The following is a 23,809-nucleotide window of genomic DNA, read 5'->3' on the forward strand; positions in this document are numbered from 1 at the left end:
TGGGCTAGGCGATTTCGCGCCAGTCGAGCCCATGTTCCTGATTCGCCACCTGGAGCCAGTCCGGATCGCACCCCAAGGTGTCGACGAAGCACTGACGGGCCAGTTGTGGCAGGTTGTTCTTGCTGCTGAGGTGGGCCAGCACCAGGTGTTGCAGGTGCTTCCAGCCCAGCTCGGCCACCAGGTTGGCAGCCTGGTGGTTGTTCAGATGTCCTTGGCTGCCGCCGACCCGCTGCTTGAGAAAGTACGGGTAGTGCCCGCGTGCGAGCAGGTCACGGCAGTGATTGGCCTCGATCAGCAACGCGTCGAGGCCCTGGTAACGCTCCAGCAGGTACGTATCGTAGCTGCCCAGGTCTGTGAGCATGCCGAAACGCCGGCGCCCGTCACTGATCACGTATTGCAGGGGTTCGAGCGCATCGTGCTCGACCCGCGCAGCACTGACCTGCAGGCTGCCGATGTCCAGTACGTCCCCACAACCGAGAAAACCGGCGACCTCCACCGGCTTGCGCATGCCGCGCAAGGTCCCTTGGCTGAGGTAGACCGGTACATTGTAGCGCCGCGACAGCAACCCGACGCCATGCACGTGGTCGGCATGTTCGTGGGTCACCAGCACGGCGCTCAGTTGTGCTGCCGATACCCCGAGCAGCGCCAGGCGCCGCTCGGTCTCGCGCAGGGAGAACCCGCAATCGACCAGGACGAAGGTATCGTCACTGGCGATCAGCGTGCCATTTCCCTGGCTACCGCTTCCCAGTACCGCGAAGCGCACTTAGCCCAGACGGTCCTGGATCGCGCTCAGCACGCGGCGGGCCACATCGGCCGGGGCCACGGTGTTGATGTTCTTCTCGACGGTAACCTGGACCGACTCGCCCACCTTGCTCAAGCGAACCTGGTAGCGCTCGGCACGTGCTTCACGCTCTTCCTTGCTCGGCGCGCTGCCGAACAGGCGGCTGAAGAAGCCCGGCTCGTTCTGCTTGTCCTCGGGTTTCTCGGACAGGTTGATGTAGTACAGGCCCAGGCTGCGGTTGATGTCCTCGACACGCCATTCGCCCTGCTCCAGGGCGCGGCCTACGCCAGACCAGGCGCGGTCCAGGTCCGAGCCCAGGAACAGCACCGGGTTGCCGCTGCCGTCTTCGCTCAGGCTGACCTGGCTCGGGGCATCGAAGTCACGCGCCGCGAGCAGCGACACCGAACCGCCCTTCTCGGCGCTGCGGTTCATGCTGGCCAGCAGCTCGTCGACCAGCAATGCGTCGACACCGGTGTTGCTCGACGTGCTCGGGAAGCCAGGCTCGGCGGTGCTGCCGGCCGGACGCTCGACGCTGACCACGTACACCTCGGAGGTATTGCGCTGCACGCCGGGCTCCATGCGCACACGGACGCGCACTTCGCTGTCCGGGCTGCTGGAGGTGCTGGCCAGGCGCTGGCCGAGCGAGGCAGACAGCTCATCGAAGCGCTGCCAGGTGGTGTTGAACTCACCCGTCTGCGGACGCTCTTCGGCAATGCGGAAACCATTGTCTTCAAAGTACTGGCGCGCGACCGGCCAGACTTCGGCCGGAGAGCGCTGGGCCAGCACCCAACGGTTGGCACCGCTGCGCTGCAGGGTGAAATCGCTGACGTCGGCGCTGGCCGACAGCGGCTGCGGACGCGGCACTTCGAACTCGCCGGTGGCGTTGTCGTCGGCCACATTGCGCGGGATCGGCAGCAGCGGATCCAGACGCTTGACGTTGGCGGCGTCCGGCGGCAGTTGCATCGGCGCAGTCGGGTGCGCCTGCAGGTAATCGCTGCCGCGGTCGCGGAAATAGCCATCCTCGCCCCACAGCCAGCCGCACCCGCTGGTGCTGGAGATGATCAGGGCGAGCGCGGAAAGACCAGCCAGTCGCTTCATGCGGTGTACTTCCTCGATTAAACCAGTACGCCGGACTGGCGCAAGGCAGTACGGACTTTTTCGTGACAGCCTTCGCTCAGCCAGGTCAGCGGCAGGCGAATGCCCTTGTGCATCAGGCCCATTTCCACCAGCGCCCACTTCACAGGGATCGGGTTGGCTTCGCAGAACAGGTCTTTGTGCAGCGGCATGAGTTTTTCGTTGATCGCGCGGGCCTTCTCGGCATTGCCCTCAAGGGCGGCCTCGCACAGATCGGCCATTTCGCGCGGGGCGACGTTGGCAGTGACGGAAATGTTGCCCTTGCCGCCCATCAGGATCAGCTCGACGGCCGTCGGGTCGTCGCCGGACATGACGATGAAGTCGCTGTCGACGCCCTCGATGATGGCCTTGGCACGGGCCAGGTCGCCGGTGGCTTCCTTGATGCCGATGATGTTCTTGACCTTCGACAGGCGGATCACGGTCTCGGCCTGCATGTCGCAGGAGGTGCGGCCGGGCACGTTATAGAGGATCTGCGGGATGTCGACGGCTTCGGCGATGTGCTTGAAATGCTGGTACAGGCCTTCTTGCGTCGGCTTGTTGTAGTACGGCACCACCAGCAGGCAGGCGTCGGCGCCGGCGTTCTTGGCGTTCTGCGTCAGGTGCACGGCTTCGGCGGTGGAGTTGGCGCCGGTGCCGGCGATCACGGGGATGCGGCGGGCGCTGCGCTTGACGCGCTCGACCACGTGCTTGATCACCAGGATGTGCTCTTCGACGTCAAGCGTGGCGGATTCGCCAGTGGTGCCGACCGCTACGATCGCGTGGGTGCCCTTTTCCAGGTGGAAGTCGACCAGTTTATCGAGGCTGTCCCAATCCAGACGCCCTTGTGCATCCATGGGTGTGACCAATGCCACCATACTGCCCGCGATCATGAAACTGCTCCTGCCGGAAAAAGAGAGCGGTAATGGTACTGGCGCCATCGACCTTGCACAAGCGAAGCTGGCGGGCGGAGCATTCCCCTCGGCCTCGCTTTTCGCTACCCTTGATTCTTTGATCGGCGCAGTGCGGCCCGCCGGGCCGTCGACAGTGCTCCACGCCAGTACTTCGTCACCCTCCAGAGGGCTGCGAATGCGGGTGACAGGGAGGCTAGCTCTCGTCCTTCGCCGACCGCTCATCGCTTTAGGAATGCTGCATGTCCACCGCCCCCCGCGAACAATTCCTCGTCATCAGTGCCCTGGGCCCCAATCCCATGGAGCTTGCCAACGTCCTCAGCCGCGCGGCCTTCGAAAACCGCTGCGCGGTGGTCACCTCGCGCCTGTCGCGCCACGGCGAAACCAGCGCCCTGGTATTGCAGGTCGGTGGCAGCTGGGATGCCCTGGCCCGTCTTGAGACCACCCTGCCCGGCCTTGGCAAGAAGCACGGCCTGACCCTCGATGTGGTGCGCAGCGCCGAGCAGGAGGTTCGCCCACAGGCCCTGCCCTACGTGGCCTACGTCAGCGCCGCCTATCGCCCGGACATCATCAACGAGCTGTGCCAGTTCTTCCTCGACCACCGCGTCGAGCTCGACGGGATGACCTGCGACACCTACCTCGCCCCGCAGACCGGCAGCAGCATGCTCAACGCCCAGTTCACCGTGATCCTGCCGGCCGGCACCCAGATCAGCTGGCTGCGCGACCAGTTCCTGGATTTCGCCGACGCCCTGAACCTAGACGCCCTGATCGAACCCTGGCGCCCACAGAACCCTGTCTAAGGAGCTCCCATGGCCGTTGCCATCGACCAACCCGTTGCCGACTTCCAGGCCCAGGCCACCAGCGGCCAGACCATCAGCCTGTCTGCGCTCAAGGGCCAGCAGGTGGTGCTGTACTTCTACCCGAAGGACAGCACGCCGGGCTGCACCACCCAGGGCCAGGGTTTCCGTGACCAGCACGAAGCCTTCAAGGCTGCCAACACCGTGGTGCTGGGCGTCTCGCGTGACGGCATCAAGTCGCACGAGAACTTCAAGGCCAAGCAGGGCTTCACCTTCGAGCTGATCAGCGACAAGGACGAGGCGCTGTGCCAGCTGTTCGACGTGATCAAGCTGAAGAAGCTGTATGGCAAGGAATACCTGGGCGTGGACCGCAGCACCTTCCTGATCGACAAGGACGGTGTGCTGCGCCAGGAATGGCGCGGGGTGAAGGTGCCCGGGCATGTGGATGCGGTGCTGGCGGCAGCGCAGGCCCTGAACAAGGCCTGATATCGCCTTGAATTGCGTCGCGGGCAAGTTCGGCGTTCCGACTTGCCCGCGAAAAGAACGCTACGCCCCTACAGTAGTGGCGCCACCGTAGGCTCCTGCCTCGGCCAGGCATCGAGCACCGCCTTGAACAGCGTCGCCAGGGGAATGGCGAAGAAGATCCCCCAGAACCCCCACAGCCCACCGAACAGCAGCACCGCGCAGATGATTGCCACCGGGTGCAGGCTTACCGCCTCCGAGAACAGCAGCGGCACCAACACGTTGCCATCCAGCGCCTGGATGATCGCGTACACCGCCATCAGATAGATGAACTGATCACCCCAGCCCCACTGGAACAGCGCGATCAGGGTCACAGGCACGGTCACCACCACCGCCCCCACGTAGGGCACCACCACCGACAACCCCACCAGCAGCGCCAGCAGGGCCGCGTAGTTGAGCCCCAGGCTGATGAAAGCGATATAGGTGGCGATCCCGCAAATCAGGATCTCGATGCCCTTGCCGCGGATGTAGTTGGCGATCTGCCGATTCATCTCGTCGCCCACGCGAGTCAGCAACCTGCGCTCACGCGGGAGGTAGCCGCTGACCCAACGGGCGATCATCTCGCGGTCCTTGAGGAAGAAGAACACCAGGATCGGCACCAGCACCAGGTAGATCATCGCGTTGACCAGCAGCGGCAGGCTGGAGAGCGAGAACGTCAGCGCCCACTGGCCGAACTTGCCGATTTCACCGCGCACCGACTCGATAGCGCGCAGCACCTGCTCGTCCGAAACCAGGTGCGGATAGCGCTCGGGCAGCAGCAACAACAGCGATTGCCATTTACCAAGCATGCCCGGCAACTCGTTGAACAGTGTGATCAACTGGTGCCACAGCAGCGGCACCAGCACCACCAGGAACACTCCGAGCGCCCCCATGAAGAGGGCGAACACCAGCCACACCGCCATGCGCGTCGGCACCTTGAAGCGCTCCAGAGCGTTGACCAGCCCCTGCATGAGAAACGCCAGGACCATACCCGCCAGCACCGGCGCGAGCATGCCACCGAGCGTGAGTACCACGGTGAAGCCCAGGAACAGCAGGACCGCCAGCACCACCGCTTCCTCATCGGAAAAGTAGCGCTGCATCCAGTCGCGAAGCACTTTGAACATTGACGATCCTTGGGAAAGAAGACTCAGGCCTTGCGCAGCCAATAGGTGTAGATCCCTGACTCGGCCGTTTCGCGAAGCAGCGTATGACCGGCAAGCTGGGCAAAAGTGCGAAAGTCACGCTGCGAGCCGGCATCGGTGGCCACCACTTTGAGGACCGCGCCGCTGGCCAGGCGATTGAGCTCCATTTTCGCCTTGAGCAGCGGCAGTGGGCAGTTCAGCCCGCTGGCATCGAGCTCAGCATCGCAGGTCGGGGTGTCGATCATCAGGGGTCTCCATGGCGGGCGCAACAAGGTGTTGCAGACGATGTCGGTAGGATACCGCCACTGGTCGCCAAGGTGCGAGCGGGCTACAGTAAGGGTTTTTGATCGACGCGAGCTTCGTGCATGAATCTACTGCGCCCCACCCTGCTGACGCTGGCCTGCCTGATGGCCCTTCCTGGCCACGCCGACGACCTGCCGTCGCTGGGGGATGCCAGCTCTGCGATCGTCTCGCCGAAACAGGAGCACGACCTGGGCCGTGCCTGGCTGAGCCTGCTGCGCGGCCAGGTCAACCAGCTCAACGACCCGCAGCTCAAGGACTACGTCGAGACCAGCGTGTACAAACTGGCCGAAACCAGCCAGTTGCAGGACCGACGCCTGGAATTCATCCTGATCGACAGCCGCGAACTCAACGCCTTCGCCGCGCCCGGCGGCATCGTCGGGGTCAACGGCGGCCTGTTCCTCAACGCTCAGACCGAAGGCGAGTACGCCTCGGTGCTGGCCCACGAACTGGCGCACTTGTCGCAGCGCCACTTCGCTCGCGGTGTCGAGGCCCAGCAGCGTATGCAACTGCCGATGATGGCGGCGCTGCTGGCCGGTATCGTACTGGCCGCCGGCGGCGGTGGCGATGCCGGGATCGGCGTGATCGCCGGCACCCAGGCCGCGGCCCTGCAGGAGCAACGACGTTTCTCGCGGCAGAACGAGCAGGAGGCCGACCGCATCGGCATCCTCAACCTGGAAAAGGCCGGCTACGACCCGCGCAACATGCCGAGCATGTTCGAGCGCCTGGCCCGCCAGTATCGCTATGACGCCAAGCCACCGGAATTCCTGCTGACCCACCCGGTCACCGAATCGCGTATCGCCGACACCCGCAACCGCGCAGAACAGGCGCCCAAGGGCGGTGTCGAGGACAGCCTGCGCTACCAACTGATCCGTGCCCGTGTTGCCCTCACCTATGAAGGCACACCTGGCCTTGCCGCCAAGCGTTTCCGTGCCCAGCTCGACGAAAACCCCAACATTGACGCGGCCCGCTACGGCCTGGCCCTGGCGCAGATCAAGGGTGGCCAGTTGAACGAGGCACGGGAAAACCTCAAGCCGCTGTTGGCCAAGGCGCCCAACGACATCACCTACAACCTGGCGCAGATCGACCTGGACATCACCAACAATCGCCTGGCCGATGCCCAGCAGCGAGTCACCCGCATGCAGGGGCTGTATCCGGGCAACTACCCGCTCAAGCAGGTGAGCTCCGACCTGCTGGTCAAGCAGAGCAAGCCGGCCGAGGCGGAAAAGGTGCTGGATGACCTGGTGAAAAACCGGCCAGACGATCCGGATGTCTGGTATGAGGTGGCCGAGGTGCGCGGCCTGTCGGGCAACACGATTGGCCTGCACCGGGCACGAGCTGAGTACTTCACGCTGGTGGGTGATTTCGACCAGGCGATCCAGCAGTTGGACTACGCCAAGCGCCGGGCGGGAAGCAACTTCCCACTGGCGTCGCAGATCGACCAGCGCCAGCGGGAGATCATGGAACAGCAGCGGATGGTCAAGGACATGATGCGCTGATATGGACAGGGGCCGCTACGCGCCCCAATCGCGGGACGAGCCCGCTCCCACAGCGAGCGAGGGCATCACTCACTGAGGGAGCGGCGGTCTGGAGTCAGGCGTTGCCGGAGAGCTTGAGACGCGCCGCCTGGGTAAAGTCCAGCATCCGGTTCAGTGGCTTGATCGCCCGCGGAATCAGCGCCGGCTCGACGAAGATTTCATTGCTGCCCTTGCGCAGGCAATCCAGCGTGCGCTCCAGCGTGTTCATCGCCATCCACGGGCAGTGCGCGCAACTGCGGCAGGCGGCGCCATTGCCGGCGGTCGGCGCTTCGACGAACACCTTGTCCGGACACAGCTGCTGCATCTTGTAGAAGATGCCGCGGTCGGTGGCGACGATGAAGGTCTTGTTGGGCAGCGTCTGCGCAGCCTTGATCAGCTGGCTGGTCGAACCCACGGCATCGGCCAGTTCGATCACCGACTCCGGCGACTCCGGGTGCACCAGGATCGCGGCATCCGGATACAACGCCTTCATGTCGGCCAACTGGCGCGACTTGAACTCTTCGTGAACGATGCAGGCACCATCCCACAGCAACATGTCGGCGCCGGTTTTCTTCTGGATGTAACGGCCCAGGTGCTGGTCCGGGCCCCAGATGATGGTCTCGCCGTTATCCATCAGGGTCTCGACGATCTCCAGCGCGCAGCTGGAAGTCACCACCCAGTCGGCACGCGCCTTTACCGCCGCCGAGGTGTTGGCATAAACCACCACGGTACGCTCCGGGTGCTGGTCGCAGAACGCCGAGAACTCCTCTACCGGGCAGCCCAGGTCAAGGGAGCAGGTAGCTTCCAGGGTCGGCATCAGGATGCGCTTTTCCGGGGTAAGGATCTTCGCGGTCTCGCCCATGAAACGCACACCAGCGACCACCACGGTGTCAGCCGGATGGTTCTTGCCGAAGCGGGCCATTTCGAGGGAGTCGGAAACGCAACCACCGGTCTCCTCGGCCAGGGCCTGGATCACCGGATCGCAGTAGAAGTGGGCAACCAGAACCGCGTTCTGTGCCTTGAGCTCGGCAGCGATGGCCGCACGGTAATCGGCCTCCTGCGCGGGCGTCAGCGGATGGGGCTGCTTGGCGTCAAGGTGGGCTTGAACCAGGAGACGTTCGGAAATCTGGGTCATGATCGCTGGACCTGCGTGCGCGTCAGTCGAGTGTACCACCCGGCCCTGGCAGATCGGCTAACGGTGCCGGATGGCCGGCAGTGGCGGGCCATCGCGGCCCATCTGCGGGCACGGATTATTATCGGACGGCGAAGGCTACAGGCAATCGGGGGAATGCAAAAGGGTTTTTGAAAGGGATGAGGCGTTCACGGAGGAACCCGTCCCCACAGGTGCATTGACACTGCAGGAACGGGCTTACCCGCGAAGCCCTCTCGGGAATCGTCAGCCCTGCGGCGACAAGGCTGCCAGGTGCATGCTCATCAGCATGGCAAACTCTTCGACAGTCATCTTCTTGCCGTTGAAGTCGACCATCCCATCGGCATAGTTCAGCTTCGACACGATATCGCTGCCCTCTTCCAGCGCCATCCCACTCTGCAGCGCCATCACGCCGAACATGTTGCCTGCCTGACCGGCTTGCTGGGCAATGGCCTGAGGATCATTCTGGCCATCGAGCAACGCTTGCAACGTCACCAGATCCACGACCATTGGCTTGGACACCGACAGCTTGCCCTGCAGGCGCGTGATCAGCTGCTTGGCGAACTGGTCCGGCGGCAGGTCGAAGGAGGTCGGATTGGCGAAGTCCAGCGACAGGTTGAAGTGGCTCTGGCCATTGGCCGTCTTGAACGACAGGTCTTCCACCGCCAGTTGCGGTTTGTCGGCCAGCAATTTCTGCAGGTCGCCCTGGACCTTGGCGGTCTCCTCGGGGCTCATGTTCAGCGACGGCACCGTCTCGCCGCGGGCAGCGGCCTCCTGCAGCTCGGGCGCCTTGGTCTGGTACCACTCCAGCAGTGCCTGAGTGGCCGGCATGTTCACCGACTTCATGCTCAGCACCATCTGCCCGCTGCCCACTGCGCGACCGGCGTAGGTGATGTCGGACACCTTGTACTCCAGGCGCCCACCCAGCTTGTCCTGGCCCTCGGCGCTGTACAGGCTGTTCTGCTCCAGCCCCTTGAGCACCAGCACGTCCTGCTTCGGTCCGAGCGTGGCTTGCAGATCGGCCAGCAGCAGGTTCAGGTGGCCGACATAGATCATGTCGTGGCCGGTACTGGTCAGCTCGCCACCAATCTTGAAGCCGTTGAACTGCAACTTGACCGGCGGGTGATCATCACCGACCAGGGTCATGTCCAGGCGCTCGGCATTGCCGTGGATTTCCACCGCCTTGCCTTCACGATCCCCTTTGAGCACCAGTTGCATGCCCGCGAAGTCGAGGACATTGCCATCACCTTCGTCCAGCTTCACCGGCGCCAGCCGGATGTCGCTCTCGACGCCACCGCCATAGCCCAGGCTGACCTGGCCAACCACCGGCGACGTGTCGCCTGCAGCGGCAAACCACGATGCGGTGCCGTCATCCTTCTGCAACTGGCTGTTGCTGACCGCCATCACCGGCAGCAGCTTGAGCGCCTTGACCCGCGACCAAGGGAAAGGGCCATGCTCGATATGGTCGATCACACCGACCTCGAAGCTCACCGGCTCACCCTCGCCGAGGCGCAGGTCGTTGGCCTTGAGCCGGTACTGCGCGTCGCTGGTGAACAGGTGCTGGTCAAGCGAGACCAACTCGATGGTCATGGTGCCACCCGTACCGACCAGCGCCTTCTGCAACTCCGCGTTGCCGCGGGCGATGGACTGCTCCAGTTCCGTCGGCAGCTGTTTGCCGGTGTACCAGGCGCCGACAGTGGTGACGACGGCGATGGCGACGGCCAGGCCGGAAAGGATGCCTACTGATTTCTTCATGAATAGAACCGATTGCTGTCCATAGGGCTGATGGTGGCGCGAAGCACGCGACCGGGGGTGCCAAGCGTAGCACTGTCGCTTGCCGGCCGCGGTGTTCGCCCGGGAGATTTTCCTGCACTTGCGACGCGTCCTACAACTGCCGACAGGTGACAGCTGCACAGAGCACATCTGTCCTCACTGATCAAACCGCTACAAGAGGCATGACCCACTACAAAGATCGTAAAATTTTACGAACACAAAAATCTGGTTTTTACTGTAAAAATCATATAACAGGGTTTAAGAGTGGATAAAAAGCCGATAAAAACCTGAAAATCTATCACTCTGTCATGTTTAACTTGACACCCAACCGTCCAATCGTCTTTTATTTTCCCCACCTTGCTCCGCGCCCTACACACCAAAAAAAAGACCGCGCCGCCATCATGCCTGTCCACCCCTGCCCCCAGGCGCCGCCGTTTCGCCGGCCTCGCCCGTACTGACTCCCGCGCCCACGCGCGAACCTTCGCTCCGCTATAAAAGGTGAACAACATGGAGCTCATCCGCCCGACCTTGCCGTGCCCGTCGCCCGCCTCGTCCCGTCATCGCCGGGAGTGCCAGCATGCAGCCTGAGCACCCTGCCAGCCGTCACGAGCAGTTTCGCAAGTCCCTGCGCCTCTGGCAGGTTGTGATCATCGGCCTGGCGTACATCGCGCCAATGACCGTCTTCGATACCTTCGGCATCGTCTCCGGCATCACCGCCGGTCACGTGCCCAGCGCCTACATCCTGGCCCTGCTGGGCATCCTGTTCACCGCCGTGAGCTACGGCACGCTGGTGCGGCGTTTCCCGGAGTCGGGATCGGCCTACACCTACACGCAACGTGCGATCAACCCGCACATAGGTTTCCTGGTCGGCTGGTCGTCGCTGCTCGACTACCTGTTGCTGCCGATGGTCAACGCCCTGTTGGCCAAGCTGTACCTGTCGGCGATGTTCCCCGAGGTGCCGGCATGGGTGTGGGTGGTGGCCTTCGTCACCCTGATCAGCCTGGTCAACATGCGCAGCATCAACCTGGTGGCCAACTTCAATACCCTGTTCGTGGCGGTGCAGATCGCGATCATGGCCGTGTTCGTCTACCTCTGCGTGCGCGGCCTGCACCAGGGCGAAGGGCTGGGCACGGCCTGGACGTTGATGCCGTTCGCCGATGAACAGACGCAGTTCAGTGCACTGGTCGCCGGCGCAACCATCCTGTGCTTCTCGTTCCTGGGCTTCGACGCCGTCACCTGCCTGTCAGAAGAAACCCGCGACCCGGCGCGCACCATCCCGCGCGCGATCTTCCTGATCGCCCTGATCGGCGGCGTGATGTTCATCGTCATGTCGTTCTTCATCCAGGCGTACTTTCCGACCATGGACCGCTTCCAGGATCATGAAGCCGCCCTGCCGGAAATCGCCCTGTACGTCGGTGGCAAGCTGTTCCAGTCGGTATTCATCGCCTGCACGGTGATCAACACCATCGCCTCGGGCCTGGCGTCCCAGGCGAGCGTGTCCCGCCTGCTGTTCGTGATGGGCCGCGACAAAGTGATCCCGGCCCGCCTGTTCGCCCGTCTGCACCCGCGCTATCGCACACCGGTGCTGAACATCGTGGTGGTGGGTGTGGTCGCCCTGTCGGCGATCTTCTTCGACCTCGTGACCGCCACCTCGGTGATCAACTTCGGCGCACTGATGGCCTTCAGCTTCGTCAACCTGTCGGTCATCAACCATTGCTATGTTCGCGAGCGGCGCAACAAGGGCCTGACCAACAACCTCAAGCATCTGGTGCTGCCGACGATAGGCTTTTGCATCATCGCCGTACTGTGGATCGACCTGGACGAGCACTCGCTGGCGTTCGGCGGCGCCTGGGCCTTGTGCGGCGTGCTGTACCTGGCCTGGCTGACCAAGGCGTTCCGCGTCGCCCCGCCAAGCTACGTGGCCGAATGACCCATCCTGCCGACAACGCCCGCGCCTGAACGCGGGCGTTGTCTTGATCGAGAAGGAAACGCTCCATGTCGCTGCGCCGTCTCTCCATCCAGTGGAAAATCACCCTGCTTGCCGGCCTGTGTCTGCTGGCGGTGGTCGCCTTGCTGGTAGCCACTTCGCTGATCCAATCCCGGCGCAGCGCCGAACAGGTGTTCACTGCCAACACCGAGTTGCTCGACCAGAGCGCACGGCTACGCCTGCAGGCCCACGCCGAGACCCAGTCGCTGCGCATCCAGCGCTATTTCATGGACGCCTATCAGTACGGCAACGGTTTCGCCCGCCTGGTGCAGGTGCTCAGGGCACGCGGCGGTGACCAATTGCGCAGCGACCTGGTCAAGGAAGCCGGTGCCGCGCTGGCAGGCAACCCCGACCTGATCGGCCTCTACCTGGTATTTCAACCGGACGCTCTGGAGCATCAGGACGCGCGTTTCAGGGGGCAGGCCGAGTTGGGCAGCAACGAGCAAGGGCGCTTCTCGCTGTACTGGTCACGCGCAGACTCCGGCGAGGTCGCCTCCGAAGCGATGCCCGAATCGATGCTGGCCGACACCAGCGTTGGCGCCAACGGCTCAGCCTACAACCGCTGGCTGACCTGCCCGCTGGAAACGGCCAAGGCCTGTGTGCTCGACCCGTACTTCGACGAAGTCAACGGCCGTCAGGTACTGATGACCAGCATCGCGCTGCCATTGCTGGAAAACGGCAAGGTGATCGGCGTGCTTGGCCTGGACATTGGCCTGGACAACCTGCAGCAACTGAGCCTGGCCGGGCGCCAGGAGCTGTTCGAAGGCCAGGGCCAGGTCAGCATCGTCAGCCCCGTCGGCCTGCTGGCCGGACACAGCCAGGACGCCAGCCAGTTGAGCAAGCCCCTGGAGCAGGCGCTGGGTGAGGCGGTACGCGAACTGCTGGCACCGATGCGTGCCGGCCAGCCGGTCGAGCGCCAGGAAGGCGGGATGCTGCGCGTTGCCCACCCGTTCGCACCGATCCCCGACGCCGCGCCATGGCAGGTGCTGCTGGAAGTGCCGGAAGCGGTGCTGCGCGCCCCTGCCGTGGCGCTCAACCAGCGCCTGGACGCACACAACCAGCAGGCAAACCTCAGCAGCCTGCTGATCGGCCTGGTCGCCGCCGTGTTTGGCCTGCTGCTGGTGTGGCTGACCGCGCGCGGCGTAACACGGCCGATCCTTGCCGTGGCCGAACGCTTGCGCGATATCGCCAGCGGCGAGGGCGATCTGACCCGTCGCCTGGACTACGCCCGCGACGACGAACTGGGCCAACTGACAGGCTGGTTCAACCGCTTCCTCGACAAGCTCCAGCCGGTAATCGCCCAGGTCAAGGCGTCGCTGCACGAAGCACGCGGCACGGCTGACCAGTCGGCCGCCATCGCCAGCCAGACCAGTGCCGGCATGCAGTTGCAACATCGCGAGATCGAGCAGGTGGCCACCGCCGCCAACGAGATGAGCACCACGGCGCAGGATGTCGCCCACAACGCTTCGCAGGCTGCCGAGGCGGCGCGGGGTGCCGACCAGGCCAGCCAGGAGGGCCTGCAACTGATCGCCAGCACCCGCCAGACCATCGCCAACCTGGCCGCGGGCATGGATGCGGCCATGGACGAAGCCCGTTCGCTGGCCGGGCGCAGCGAGCAGATCGGCTCTGTACTGGAGGTGATCCGCGCCATCGCCGAGCAGACCAACCTGCTGGCGCTCAACGCCGCCATCGAGGCCGCCCGTGCAGGCGAAGCCGGGCGCGGTTTTGCCGTGGTCGCCGACGAGGTGCGCAACCTGGCCCAGCGCACCCAGGTGTCGGTGGAGGAGATCCGCGTGGTGATCGAAGGCTTGCAGCAAGGCACGCGGGATGTGGTCGATGCCATGCAGGCCGGCCAACGCCAGGCCCAGGACAATGCCCAGCGCATGGACCAGGCGCTCCCGGCCCTGCAACGGATCGGCGAGGCGGTGGCGGTGATCAGCGACATGAACCTGCAGATCGCGTCGGCTGCCGAGGAACAGAGCGCGGTGGCCGAGGAGGTGAACCGCAACGTCGCAGGTATTCGTGATGTGACCGAGTCGTTGTCAGGGCAGGCCGAAGAGTCGGCGCGGATCAGCCAGGCGCTGAACCGCCTGGCCAATCAGCAGCAGGCACTGATGGAGCAGTTCAGGACCTGATCGGCGGTACTGCGGTGTTCACTCACCGAACACCCGCGAAGGATGGCGCAAGGTCGGGTCGAACGGATTGATCCTCGGCCCGATCGCCGCCGTTTCGCGCTTGAGCAACTCGACCACCATCGGCAGGCGCTCCGGCCCCAGCCGGTCGCTGATGGTCGCCACGCTCAACGCCGCCACGGCATGGCCATTGCCATCGAGGATCGGCACCGCCAGCCCGGCCATGCCTGGCAACACGCCGGTGTTGCGCGCGGCATACCCCTGGCGCCGCACGTTCTCCACCTCCGCGCGCAGGAACACCTCGTCGTACAGATGGAAATCCCGTAGCCGCGGCAGGTTGTTGCGAATCACCGCCTCGCGCTCCTCCTCCGGCAGGAACGCCAGGATCGCCAGGCTCCCCTGCCCCACGCCCAGCGCCACACGCCCACCGATATCGCCGGTGAAGGTACGGATCGGATACGGCCCTTCGCTGCGATCCAGACACACTGCATCGAAGCCGCTGCGCGCCAGCAGAAACAGCGAGTCACCCAGCGAAGCCGACAGGCGCAGCAAGCTGGGTCGCACCAGATCGCGCAGGTTACCGCTGTTGCCTGCCCGCGCCGCCAGGGCAAAGAACGCCAGGCTCAGGCGATAACGCTTGCTGCGCGCCTCCTGCTCGACCATGCCTTCATCCACCAGGCTGCGCACCAGCCGGTGCACGGTTGGCTGGGACAGGCCCACCTGCTCGGCCAGCTCGATCACCCGCATGCCCTCCACCGGCGCCTCGCCCAACACCCTCAACACCGCGAACAAACGCGAGACCACACTGACGCCTGGCTCTTCCTGATTTCGTTTATCGGAATTCAATTTGTGATTTTCCTTATCTGAATTTCACTGAACGAATAAAACTGAAAATAGTACTCGACTCAGTGAAATTCGCCATTGAGGCCATCCTAGGCTTGCGCCTACTCTGCGTCCACCGGGACAAATCGAACAACACACCGGTGGCCTTGTGAGTATTCATCGGTCCTCGATTTGCCTCCTTGCATCTGCCCCAACAACAAGCGTGCCCGACACGCGACAAAAGACAGGTGGAACGCAGTCATGGCCTTTCTGCAGCTGGACAATCTTTGCAAACGCTACGGCGCGATCGACGCCGTGGTCGCCACCAACCTCGCCATCGAACAAGGCGAGTTCGTTTCCTTGCTCGGGCCTTCAGGCTGCGGCAAGACCACCACCCTGCAGATGATCGCCGGCTTCGTCGACGTCAGCAGCGGCCGCATCCTGCTCGACGGACGCGACATCACCCACACCAAGCCCAGCAGTCGTGGCCTGGGCGTGGTGTTCCAGAGTTACGCCCTGTTCCCGCACATGACCGTGGCCGACAACGTCGCCTTCGGCCTGCGCATGCGCAAGCAGCCTGAAGCCGAGATTCGCCGCAAGGTGACCGAGGTACTGACACTGGTGCGCCTGGACCGGCACGCCGAACGCTACCCACGCGAACTGTCCGGTGGCCAGCGCCAGCGCGTGGCCCTGGCCCGGGCGCTGGTGATCGAGCCACCGGTGCTGCTGCTCGACGAGCCACTGTCGAACCTCGACGCCAACCTGCGCGAGGAGATGCAGTTCGAGATCCGCAGGATCCAGAGCGAAGTCGGCATCACCACGCTGATGGTCACCCACGACCAGGCCGAAGCCCTGTCGATCAGCGACCGCGTGGTGGTGATGCAGGCCGGACGCGTCACCCAGGTCGACGAGCCATATCGCCTCTACGAACACCCGCGCACCCGCTTCATCTCCGACTTCGTCGGCAAGGCCAACCTGTTGCCCGGCGAGCTGGACGGCGCAGGCCTGCCGCAGGTGCACCACTGCCGCGACGCCAGCCTGACCCTGAGCCTGCGCCCGGAAAAGATCGACCTGCTCGACAACGGTGTTGGTCGCCTGCAAGGCCGCATCCTGACCCGCTACTTCCTTGGCAGCCAATGGCTGTACCGCATCGGTACGCCGCTGGGCGAGCTGACCGTGGTGCGTCGCAACGATGGCAGCGCCCCGCTGGGCGAAGGTGTCGATGTTGGCCTGGACTGGCAGCCCGAGCTGCTGCGGGTGCTCGCTGCCGAAGAGGTGAGCGCATGACCAGCGCCGTGCCTGCCCCCGCCACCTGCGCCAGGCAACACCGTGACCTGCGCGGCTACCTGCTGTCGGCACCAGCGCTGGCACTGTTCGCCGCACTGCTGATCGTGCCGCTGCTGCTGACCCTGGTGCTGTCGTTCAATGTGTTCGACTACGAAGTCGGCATCCGTGCCGACCACTGGACCTTCGAGCACTACCTGGCCCTGCTCGGCGACAGCTACTTCCTCGAAATCTTCTGGCGCACCTTCTGGATCAGCGCCCTGGTCACCCTGCTGTGCGTGGTGATCGGTGTACCCGAGGCCTACATCCTCAGCCGCATGGGCAGCCCGTGGCGCTCGATCTTCCTGGTGGTGATCCTCACCCCGCTGCTGATCTCGGTGGTGGTGCGTGCCTTCGGCTGGAGCCTGTTGCTGGGCGCCGATGGGCTGGTCAACCACGCCATCCAGGCCCTGGGTGGCGCGCCGATGAAGCTGTTGTACACCCCGTTCGCGGTGATCATCGCGCTGGTCCACGTAATGCTGCCGTTCATGATCATCCCGGTCTGGACCAGCCTGCAGAAGCTCGACCCGGCCGCCGAACAGGCCGCGCTGTCACTGGGGGCCAGCCAAGCCAAGGTCATGCGCCTGGTGGTGCTGCCGCAGGTGATGCCAGGGGTGCTGTCCGGCACGCTGATCGTCTTCGGCCTGGCCGCCAGCTCCTTCGCCATCCCCGGCCTGCTCGGTGGCCGTCGACTGAAGATGGTCGCCACGCTGGTCTACGACCAGTACCTGGCCGACCTGAACTGGCCCATGGGCGCGGCCATCGCCATCGCCCTGCTGCTGGTCAACCTGCTGATCATGCTGTCGTGGAACCGCATGATCGAACGCCGCTACAAGAAATCGCTGGGGTAACTCATGTCCAAGAACGGTCCTCTGGCCCTGACCTTCCACAGCCTGGTGGTGGTCTTCATGCTCGCACCGCTGGTGGTGGTGTGCCTGGTGGCATTCACCCCGGAAAACACCTTGAGCCTGCCCACGGCGGGGTTCTCGCTGCGCTGGTTCGAAGCGGTGTTCGAGCGCGCCGACTTCCTCGAAGCCTTCAACAACAGCCTGCAACTGGCGTTCCTTGCCGCCAGCCTGGCGACGCTGATCGCGGTGCCGGCAGGGCTTGCGATCACGCGCCTGCAGTTCCCGGGGCGCGACTTTCTCAATGTGCTGTTCCTGTCGCCGATCATCATTCCGCACCTGGTGCTGGGGGTGGCGCTGCTGCGCCTGTTCGCCCTGCTCGGGGTCAACGGCAGCTTCACCTGGCTGGTGCTGGCGCACACCGTGGTGATCACCCCGTATGTACTGCGCCTGGTCATCGCCGCCGCCATCGGCGTCGACCGCAGCGCCGAGCAGGCCGCCGAGTCGCTGGGTGCGAGCCGCTTCACGCTGTTTCGCAAGATCACCCTGCCGATGATCCTGCCCGGTATCGCCGGCGGCTGGCTGCTGGCGTTCATCAACAGCTTCGATGAGGTGACGCTGTCGATCTTCGTCACCTCGCCGGCCACCCAGACCCTGCCGGTGAAGATGTACGTCTACGCCACCGAGTCCATCGATCCGATGATGGCTGCGGTGTCGGCCCTGGTGATCGCCCTGACGGCGGTGACCATGATTCTGCTCGACCGGGTCTATGGCCTGGATCGGGTCCTGGTAGGGAAGCACTGACATGGCCTTGTTCAAACGCCTCGCCGAGCGCCAGCGCCCGGTGCTGGAATTCACCCTCGACGGCGAGCCGGCCAGAGGCTTGCTCGGCGACACCCTGCTGACCGCCGTGCTGACCAGTGGAACGCACCTGCGCGGCAGCGACTTCAGCGCCGAGCCCCGCGCCGGGTTCTGCCTGATGGGTGCCTGCCAGGACTGCTGGGTGCGGTTGGGTGATGGCCGCCGCGTCCGTGCCTGCGCCACCGCGCTGGAAGCCGGACAGCAGGTGCTGCGCGAACCGGGGCGCCGGCCATGAGCGCCGTAGTGATCGTCGGAGCCGGCCCCGCCGGGATCCGTGCCGCGCAGACGCTGGTGGAGCACGGTGTGCGTCCGGTTCTGATCGACGAAGCCAGCCAGGGCGGCGGGCAGATCTATCGTCGCCAACCGGCCAACTTCACGCGACCGGCGCGCCAGCTCTACGGCTTCGAGGCTCGCAAGGCCAGCGCGCTGCACCAGACCCTCGAACAACTCGCCGGGCACATCGACTATCGCCCCGGCACCCTGGTGTGGAACGCCGAACACGGCGCCCTGGACACCCTGCGCGACGGCCATGCCGCGCACCTGCCCTACCAGCGCCTGATCATCGCCACTGGCGCCACCGATCGGGTGCTGCCGGTGCCGGGCTGGACGCTGCCTGGGGTCTACACCCTGGGGGCTGCGCAGATCGCGCTCAAGCATCAGGGCTGCGCCATTGGCGAGCGCGTGCTGTTTTGCGGCAGCGGGCCATTGCTTTACCTGGTGGCCTACCAGTACGCCAAGGCCGGTGCCAAGGTCCTCGGCGTGCTCGACAGCGCGCCCTTCAGCGCCCAGTGCCGCGCCCTGCCTGAACTGCTGGAGCAACCGGCAACCCTGGGCAAGGGCCTGTACTACCGCGCCTGGCTCAGCGCCCATGGCGTGCCGGTGCACCAAGGCGCGACGCTGGAACGCATCGAAGGCGGGCAACAGGTGCAACGAGCAATATGGCGCAAGGGCGACCAGCTTCATGACACCGAATGCGATGCGCTGGCCTTCGCCCATGCGCTGCGCAGCGAAACGCAACTGGCCGACCTGCTCGGCTGTGCATTCGACTGGAATTCGCTCAACCGCGCCTGGTTGCCGCGCCGCGACGAGGCCGGGCGCAGCAGCCAGCATGATGTCTACCTGGCCGGCGACGGCGCCGGGATCATGGGCGCCGACGCCGCCGAGATGGCAGGCGAACGCGCCGCCCTGGCTCTGCTGCAGGACCTCGGCCAAAGCGTCGATCTCCAGCGCTGCCGCACCCTGGAAAAACGCCTGACACGCATTGGCCGTTTCCGTGAAGGGCTGGAAGCCGCCTTTCCCTTCCCCGAGCGTTGGGCCGAACAGGCAGCGGACGATCTGGTGGTGTGCCGCTGCGAAGAGATCAGCGTCGGTGAGTTGCGCGCCGTGGTCGGCGAAGGCCACTGGGAGATCAACCGGGTCAAGGCTCACTGCCGGGTCGGCATGGGCCGCTGCCAGGGCCGCATGTGCGGCGCGGCAGCTGCGGAAATCATCGCCAGTTGCAGTGGCAAGGCCCTGCACGAGGTCGGCCGCCTGCGCGCCCAGGCACCGATCAAACCCCTGCCCTTCGGCGTGGAGCATGACGCATGAGCCCGTGGATCGACTCGGAGGTGATCGTCATGGGGGCCGGTATCGTTGGCGCCTCGGCAGCGCTTGCCCTGGCCCGACGTGGCCGTTCGCTGACCTTGCTGGAACGCGGCTTCTGCGGCGCCCAGTCCAGCGGCGTCAACTACGGCGGTGTGCGCCGCCAGGGGCGCAGCCTGGCACAATTGCCATTGTCGCAGCGGGCACACCAGATCTGGGGCGAACTGCCTGCGCTGATCGGCATCGATGGCGAATACTTGCGCTCCGGGCACCTGAAACTGGCGCGCAGCGAGGCCGACTTCGTCGCGCTGCAACGCTATGAAGCGGCCAGCCGCGACCACGGCCTGGACCTGCAACTACTCGACCGCACCACCTTGCGCGCCCGCTACCCCTGGGTCGGCGAGATCGCCGTCGGCGCTTCGTACTGCGCCGACGATGGCCACGCCAACCCGCGCCTGGTCTCCCCCGCATTCGCCCGCGCCGCCCGCCAGAAAGGCGCACGGGTCATCGAGCAGGCCGGCGACAGCCGTGTCGAGCACGATGGCCAGCGCTTCATCCTGCACACCCAGAGCGGTCTGCGCCTGCGCGCGCCGTGGCTACTCAATTGTGCCGGTGCCTGGGCCGCCGACCTGGCGGCGCAGTTCGGCGAGCCGGTACCGATGGAGTCTGGCCACCCGGCGATGCTGGTCACCGAACCCTTGCCCTGGGTGATGAATGCCAGCACCGGTGTCGAGGGCGGCGGCATCTATGCCCGCCAGGTCGCCCGCGGCAATTGCGTGCTCGGTGGTGGGCGTGGCTTCGCCCTGGACGCCTACCGCGCCCGCCCAGGGCAATCGGCGGTGCTGGCGATCCTGCGCAACGCCGTCGAACTCTACCCGTTTCTGGCCGGTGCCCAGGCGATCCGCACCTGGAGCGGCACCGAGGGCTACCTGCCCGACCACGAGCCGGTGATCGGCGCCAGCACCACCCAACCCGGTCTGCTGCATGGCTTCGGCTTTGCCGGTGCAGGCTTCCAGATCGGCCCGGCAGTCGGCGAGGCGCTGGCCGAGCTGGTCTGCGACGGCGCCAGCCGCCAGCCGATCGAGGCATTTTCCATCCGTCGTTTCCAGGTCCGTCACGACCTGGCCTGTAACCACTAAGAGGAAGGTCGCTTTCATGAAGCACGTCAAACGTATTCTCGGCACCGGCTTGTCCTGCCTGTCACTGGCTATGCTCGCCGCCAGCCCCACGCTGCAGGCCGCCACCCCGACCCTGTACCTGGGCATGAACGGCGGCACCATGGAGCGTACCTACGCCGACAAGGTGCTGCCGGCCTTCGAGCAGGCGAACAACGTCAAGGTGGTGATCGTGCCCGGCACTTCGGCCGACCATTTGGCCAAGGTCCAGGCCAACAGCAAGAAGCCGCAGATGCATGTGGTGATGCTCGACGACGGCATCATGTACCGGGCCATCTCGATGGGGCTGTGCAGCAAGCTGCAGCCCAGCGAGGCCTTGTCGCAGATTCCGCAGAAGGCACGCATCAAGGAAGAAGCCGTCGCCGTCAGCCTCGGGGTGACGGGGCTGGCCTACAACACCCGCCTGTTCGAGAAGAACGGCTGGGCAGCGCCAACCTCGTGGGGCGACCTGCAAGACCCGCGCTTCAAGGACAAACTGGTGTTCCAGTCGCTGGCATCCTCGACCTTCGGCCTGCATGGCTTCCTGATGTACAACCGCCTGCAGGGCGGTGACGAAAGCAACGTCGAACCGGGCTTCAAGGCCTGGCCCAAGCAGGTCGGGCCGAACGTGCTGGAGTACATCGCCAGCTCCGCGAAGATCTCCGAGATGGTGCAGACCGACGAAGCCGCCCTGTTCCCGCTGACGCCTACCCAGGTCACCACCCTGCAGGCCAAGGGCATCCCGGTGGCCTACGCCCAGCCCAAGGAAGGGGCGGTGGTGCTGAACTTCGCTGAATGCGTGGTAGCCAACAACGACCAGCCGGAGCTGGCGCAGAAGCTCGCCGCCTACCTGCTGACGCCTGCGGCCCAGGCCCCGGCGCTGGAGGAAGGCGACCAGATTCCGTCCAACCCCACGACCCCGACCACCGAGCGCACGCGCGGCCAGGTCGAGGCGATGCAGCAGTACCAGCAGAGCGCCGTGGTGGTGAACTGGGACGAGGTCAACCAGCAGCGGCCACAGTGGAACGCGCGCTGGAGTCGCTCGATCGAACGCTGACCAGGGCGCGGATACAGGCGGAGCGGAGCCGAGCTGACCTAACGCCGGTAGGCTTGCCCGGTAGCGGGCCTGGGCCTACTCTGCGGGCAAAGCCGCCTCAGCCGAGCCAAAGAGCCCATGAACGACCCGTTGCAAACGCTTTGCTGGGATGACCTGCGCATCGTCAAGGCCATTGCCGATCACGGTAACCTGGTGGCCGCCGCCACTGCCCTGCAGGTCAACCACTCCACTGTCTCCAGACGCCTGACAGCGCTGGAAACCTGTCTGGGCGTATGCCTGTTCGACCGCCGTCGCAACGGATGCCGGCAGCGAACTGGTGGCCCTGGCTGGCCGTCTTGAGCTGGAGATTCTCAGCGTCGCCCGCCGCGTCTCTGGTCACGCCCGAGGACTTAAAGGCGAGCTGCGCATGACCACCAGCGATGCGCTGCTGCTGGACTTCCTCACCCCCATCGTCGCCCGCTTCCAGACCGCCAACCCACAGATCCGCATCGAGGTGAGCGTCGGCAACTCTGCGCTGAACCTGGCCAGGGGCGAGTCCGATATCGCCTTTCGCGCCACTCTCGCACCACCGGAAAACCTGTTCGGGCGCAAGGTCGCAACCATTGCCTGGGCGGTCTATGGCCGCAAACCTGTACAGCCACTGCCGATGCCGCAGCCTCGTGAACTGGCGGGGATGCCCTGGGTCTCCTACGGCAAGGGATTGTCGGGCCTGCGGGCGTTCGACTTCGTCGAGCAGACCGTGGCCGCCGAACAGGTGATCTACCGCAGCGACTCGGTCGCAGGTGTCGCCGCGGCTATCGCGGCAGGAATCGGTGTGGGCCTTCTTCCCTGCATGCATGGCGACCTGCAGCCAGGTCTGGTGCGCCTGAGCCCGGTGCAGCCGGAGGTCTACGATGAGCTGTGGATCCTCACCCATCCCGATATCCGCAAGTCCGGCAGGGTGCACGCGTTCATGCAGCATTGCGCCGAGGCCATCATCGCCCGGCGCGATTTCATCGAAGGCTGCGGGCGATTCGACTGAAGCCCCGTGCACCCTTGCGCGAGCGTCCGTGCATGCATGCACACTGCTCGCGCAGATGGCGCTCTAGACTCGCTGGCGTCGAGGGGGCCCTGCCCTCCCGATCTTTCGACGTACTCATGCAGCCTGCTGCCAGAAGGATCCCGCCATGACTATCAACGCTACCGCCAAGCCCGCCCGCTCACTGCTCAGCCCCGATGACCACGCCCTGGTGCTGATCGATCACCAGTCACAGATGGCCTTCAACACCAAGTCGATCGACATCACCAACCTGCGCGCCAATACCGGCATCCTCGCCGAAACGGCCAAGGGCTTTGGCGTACCGACGATCATCTCGACGATTTCCCGCGAGTCGTTCGCCGGCCCGCTGTTCGAGGAGGTCAGCAGGGCCTTTCCGGAGGCTGCAATCATCGACCGCACCACGTCCAACGCCTGGGAAGACGAGCAGTTCGTCGCCCGGATCAACGCCGTGGGCAAGCCACGCCTGGTGATCTGCGGGCTATGGACGTCGGTATGCTGCAACGGTCCGGTACTGTCGGCGCTCGAACAGGGCTTCGAGGTCTACGTGGTCACCGACGCCTGCGGCGACTGCACCGCCGAAGCCCACGAGCGCGCCGTGCAGCGCATGATCCAGGCCGGCGCCCGGCCGATCACCGCCCTGACCTACTTGCTGGAGCTGCAGCGTGACTGGGCGCGCACTGAAACCTACGACCTCACCACGGGCATTGCACGCCAGTACGGCGGCGCCTTCGGGGTCGGCATCCAGTACGTGAAGAGCATGTTCGCCGCCCACCAGGGGTGAGCTGATGAAGCCCTATCTGCTATCGCTTGGCATCGGCGTGGTGGTGGGCCTGATCTATTCGCTGACCGGCGTGCGCTCCCCTGCGCCGCCGGTCATCGCGTTGGTCGGGCTTTTGGGAATGTTGGTCGGCGAGCAGGCGCTGCCGCTGGGCAAGCGCTTGCTGCGCATTGATCACACGGCCGAGCAGACCACAACGACCGAGCAACGGCGCCCCGCAGAACTGCGCGACCTGCCACCCGACTGAC

General features: G+C 65.0%; 23 protein-coding genes and 2 pseudogenes. 17 read left to right on the forward strand and 8 right to left on the reverse strand.

The window, feature by feature from the left end:
• Positions 1 to 4: 4 nt before the first annotated feature.
• Genes ACTYOL_RS20935 through dapA form a run of 3 tightly spaced genes read right to left on the reverse strand, consistent with a single transcriptional unit; the run spans position 5 to position 2,784 of the window.
• A complete protein-coding gene (locus tag ACTYOL_RS20935) occupies positions 5 to 763 on the reverse strand; it encodes an MBL fold metallo-hydrolase (protein WP_153773364.1) in 759 nt (252 codons plus the stop codon).
• Positions 764 to 1,879: an outer membrane protein assembly factor BamC gene (gene bamC / locus ACTYOL_RS20940; protein ID WP_065862225.1), complete on the reverse strand. Its 1,116-nt coding sequence runs from the start codon at positions 1,877 to 1,879 to the stop codon at positions 764 to 766.
• A gap of 17 nt (positions 1,880 to 1,896) precedes the next feature.
• Positions 1,897 to 2,784 (reverse strand): 4-hydroxy-tetrahydrodipicolinate synthase, encoded by an 888-nt coding sequence (gene dapA / locus ACTYOL_RS20945; RefSeq protein ID WP_054890966.1) that lies wholly within the window; start codon positions 2,782 to 2,784, stop codon positions 1,897 to 1,899.
• A gap of 260 nt (positions 2,785 to 3,044) precedes the next feature.
• Between dapA and ACTYOL_RS20950 the strand changes: the two genes are divergently transcribed.
• Together ACTYOL_RS20950 and ACTYOL_RS20955 are read left to right on the forward strand one after the other, a co-directional pair.
• Positions 3,045 to 3,602 (forward strand): glycine cleavage system protein R, encoded by a 558-nt coding sequence (locus ACTYOL_RS20950; protein WP_054890967.1) that lies wholly within the window; start codon positions 3,045 to 3,047, stop codon positions 3,600 to 3,602.
• A 9-nt stretch (positions 3,603 to 3,611) separates the two neighbouring features.
• Positions 3,612 to 4,085 (forward strand): peroxiredoxin, encoded by a 474-nt coding sequence (locus tag ACTYOL_RS20955; protein WP_054890968.1) that lies wholly within the window; start codon positions 3,612 to 3,614, stop codon positions 4,083 to 4,085.
• 68 nt (positions 4,086 to 4,153) lie between these two features.
• On the opposite strand, the gene ACTYOL_RS20960 is transcribed toward ACTYOL_RS20955, so the two are convergent.
• Together ACTYOL_RS20960 and ACTYOL_RS20965 are read right to left on the reverse strand one after the other, a co-directional pair.
• Positions 4,154 to 5,224, reverse strand: coding sequence for an AI-2E family transporter (locus ACTYOL_RS20960; protein ID WP_054890969.1), 1,071 nt, complete (start codon positions 5,222 to 5,224; stop codon positions 4,154 to 4,156).
• A gap of 23 nt (positions 5,225 to 5,247) precedes the next feature.
• Positions 5,248 to 5,487, reverse strand: coding sequence for a sulfurtransferase TusA family protein (locus ACTYOL_RS20965; RefSeq protein ID WP_054890970.1), 240 nt, complete (start codon positions 5,485 to 5,487; stop codon positions 5,248 to 5,250).
• 120 nt (positions 5,488 to 5,607) lie between these two features.
• Between ACTYOL_RS20965 and ACTYOL_RS20970 the strand changes: the two genes are divergently transcribed.
• Positions 5,608 to 7,041, forward strand: a complete 1,434-nt coding sequence (locus tag ACTYOL_RS20970; RefSeq protein ID WP_444757013.1) for a M48 family metalloprotease — start codon at positions 5,608 to 5,610, stop codon at positions 7,039 to 7,041.
• Between the two features lie 94 nt (positions 7,042 to 7,135).
• Here ACTYOL_RS20970 and nadA read toward each other — a convergent pair whose 3' ends face one another.
• Positions 7,136 to 8,194: a quinolinate synthase NadA gene (gene nadA / locus ACTYOL_RS20975; protein ID WP_200602993.1), complete on the reverse strand. Its 1,059-nt coding sequence runs from the start codon at positions 8,192 to 8,194 to the stop codon at positions 7,136 to 7,138.
• Between the two features lie 261 nt (positions 8,195 to 8,455).
• Positions 8,456 to 9,964, reverse strand: a complete 1,509-nt coding sequence (locus ACTYOL_RS20980; RefSeq protein ID WP_444757014.1) for a YdgA family protein — start codon at positions 9,962 to 9,964, stop codon at positions 8,456 to 8,458.
• 595 nt (positions 9,965 to 10,559) lie between these two features.
• Between ACTYOL_RS20980 and ACTYOL_RS20985 the strand changes: the two genes are divergently transcribed.
• From ACTYOL_RS20985 to ACTYOL_RS20995, 3 genes and pseudogenes are all read left to right on the forward strand, one after another.
• Positions 10,560 to 11,912, forward strand: coding sequence for an APC family permease (locus ACTYOL_RS20985; RefSeq protein WP_444757015.1), 1,353 nt, complete (start codon positions 10,560 to 10,562; stop codon positions 11,910 to 11,912).
• 284 nt (positions 11,913 to 12,196) lie between these two features.
• A pseudogene (locus ACTYOL_RS20990) lies at positions 12,197 to 13,246 on the forward strand (PDC sensor domain-containing protein); the annotation flags it as partial.
• Between the two features lie 345 nt (positions 13,247 to 13,591).
• Positions 13,592 to 14,104: pseudogene (locus ACTYOL_RS20995) on the forward strand (methyl-accepting chemotaxis protein); the annotation flags it as partial.
• An 18-nt stretch (positions 14,105 to 14,122) separates the two neighbouring features.
• On the opposite strand, the gene ACTYOL_RS21000 reads toward ACTYOL_RS20995, so the two are convergent.
• A complete protein-coding gene (locus ACTYOL_RS21000; RefSeq protein ID WP_063545865.1) occupies positions 14,123 to 14,947 on the reverse strand; it encodes an IclR family transcriptional regulator in 825 nt (274 codons plus the stop codon).
• A gap of 237 nt (positions 14,948 to 15,184) precedes the next feature.
• Between ACTYOL_RS21000 and ACTYOL_RS21005 the strand changes: the two genes are divergently transcribed.
• The 11 genes from ACTYOL_RS21005 to ACTYOL_RS21055 all read left to right on the forward strand — a co-directional run bounded on the left by ACTYOL_RS21005 (position 15,185) and on the right by ACTYOL_RS21055 (position 23,808).
• Positions 15,185 to 16,210, forward strand: a complete 1,026-nt coding sequence (locus tag ACTYOL_RS21005; protein WP_197890634.1) for an ABC transporter ATP-binding protein — start codon at positions 15,185 to 15,187, stop codon at positions 16,208 to 16,210.
• Positions 16,207 to 17,097, forward strand: coding sequence for an ABC transporter permease (locus tag ACTYOL_RS21010; RefSeq protein WP_200602998.1), 891 nt, complete (start codon positions 16,207 to 16,209; stop codon positions 17,095 to 17,097). The genes ACTYOL_RS21005 and ACTYOL_RS21010 overlap by 4 nt, the downstream gene beginning before the upstream one ends.
• 3 nt (positions 17,098 to 17,100) lie before the next feature.
• Positions 17,101 to 17,895, forward strand: coding sequence for an ABC transporter permease (locus tag ACTYOL_RS21015; RefSeq protein ID WP_054890980.1), 795 nt, complete (start codon positions 17,101 to 17,103; stop codon positions 17,893 to 17,895).
• 1 nt (position 17,896) lies between these two features.
• Positions 17,897 to 18,187 (forward strand): (2Fe-2S)-binding protein, encoded by a 291-nt coding sequence (locus ACTYOL_RS21020; RefSeq protein WP_125931589.1) that lies wholly within the window; start codon positions 17,897 to 17,899, stop codon positions 18,185 to 18,187.
• Positions 18,184 to 19,539 carry an FAD/NAD(P)-dependent oxidoreductase gene (locus ACTYOL_RS21025; RefSeq protein WP_200602999.1) on the forward strand — a complete coding sequence of 452 codons (1,356 nt, stop codon included), beginning with the start codon at positions 18,184 to 18,186 and terminating at the stop codon, positions 19,537 to 19,539. The genes ACTYOL_RS21020 and ACTYOL_RS21025 overlap by 4 nt, the downstream gene beginning before the upstream one ends.
• Positions 19,536 to 20,672: an NAD(P)/FAD-dependent oxidoreductase gene (locus tag ACTYOL_RS21030; RefSeq protein ID WP_444757016.1), complete on the forward strand. Its 1,137-nt coding sequence runs from the start codon at positions 19,536 to 19,538 to the stop codon at positions 20,670 to 20,672. Before ACTYOL_RS21025 ends, ACTYOL_RS21030 begins: the two co-directional genes overlap by 4 nt.
• A 16-nt stretch (positions 20,673 to 20,688) precedes the next feature.
• Positions 20,689 to 21,744, forward strand: a complete 1,056-nt coding sequence (locus tag ACTYOL_RS21035; RefSeq protein ID WP_054890984.1) for an ABC transporter substrate-binding protein — start codon at positions 20,689 to 20,691, stop codon at positions 21,742 to 21,744.
• Positions 21,745 to 21,861: 117 nt separating this feature from the next.
• Positions 21,862 to 22,083 (forward strand): helix-turn-helix domain-containing protein, encoded by a 222-nt coding sequence (locus ACTYOL_RS21040; protein WP_444757017.1) that lies wholly within the window; start codon positions 21,862 to 21,864, stop codon positions 22,081 to 22,083.
• Positions 22,061 to 22,765, forward strand: a complete 705-nt coding sequence (locus ACTYOL_RS21045; protein ID WP_444757018.1) for a LysR substrate-binding domain-containing protein — start codon at positions 22,061 to 22,063, stop codon at positions 22,763 to 22,765. Before ACTYOL_RS21040 ends, ACTYOL_RS21045 begins: the two co-directional genes overlap by 23 nt.
• Before the next feature lie 145 nt (positions 22,766 to 22,910).
• Positions 22,911 to 23,564 carry a hydrolase gene (locus ACTYOL_RS21050; RefSeq protein WP_444757019.1) on the forward strand — a complete coding sequence of 218 codons (654 nt, stop codon included), beginning with the start codon at positions 22,911 to 22,913 and terminating at the stop codon, positions 23,562 to 23,564.
• Positions 23,565 to 23,568: 4 nt separating this feature from the next.
• A complete protein-coding gene (locus ACTYOL_RS21055) occupies positions 23,569 to 23,808 on the forward strand; it encodes a DUF1427 family protein (protein ID WP_054890987.1) in 240 nt (79 codons plus the stop codon).
• Position 23,809 lies beyond the last annotated feature (1 nt).

Origin of the sequence: Pseudomonas sp. A014 (genome assembly GCF_052378495.1) — a bacterium.
GTDB lineage: Bacteria > Pseudomonadota > Gammaproteobacteria > Pseudomonadales > Pseudomonadaceae > Aquipseudomonas > Aquipseudomonas machongensis.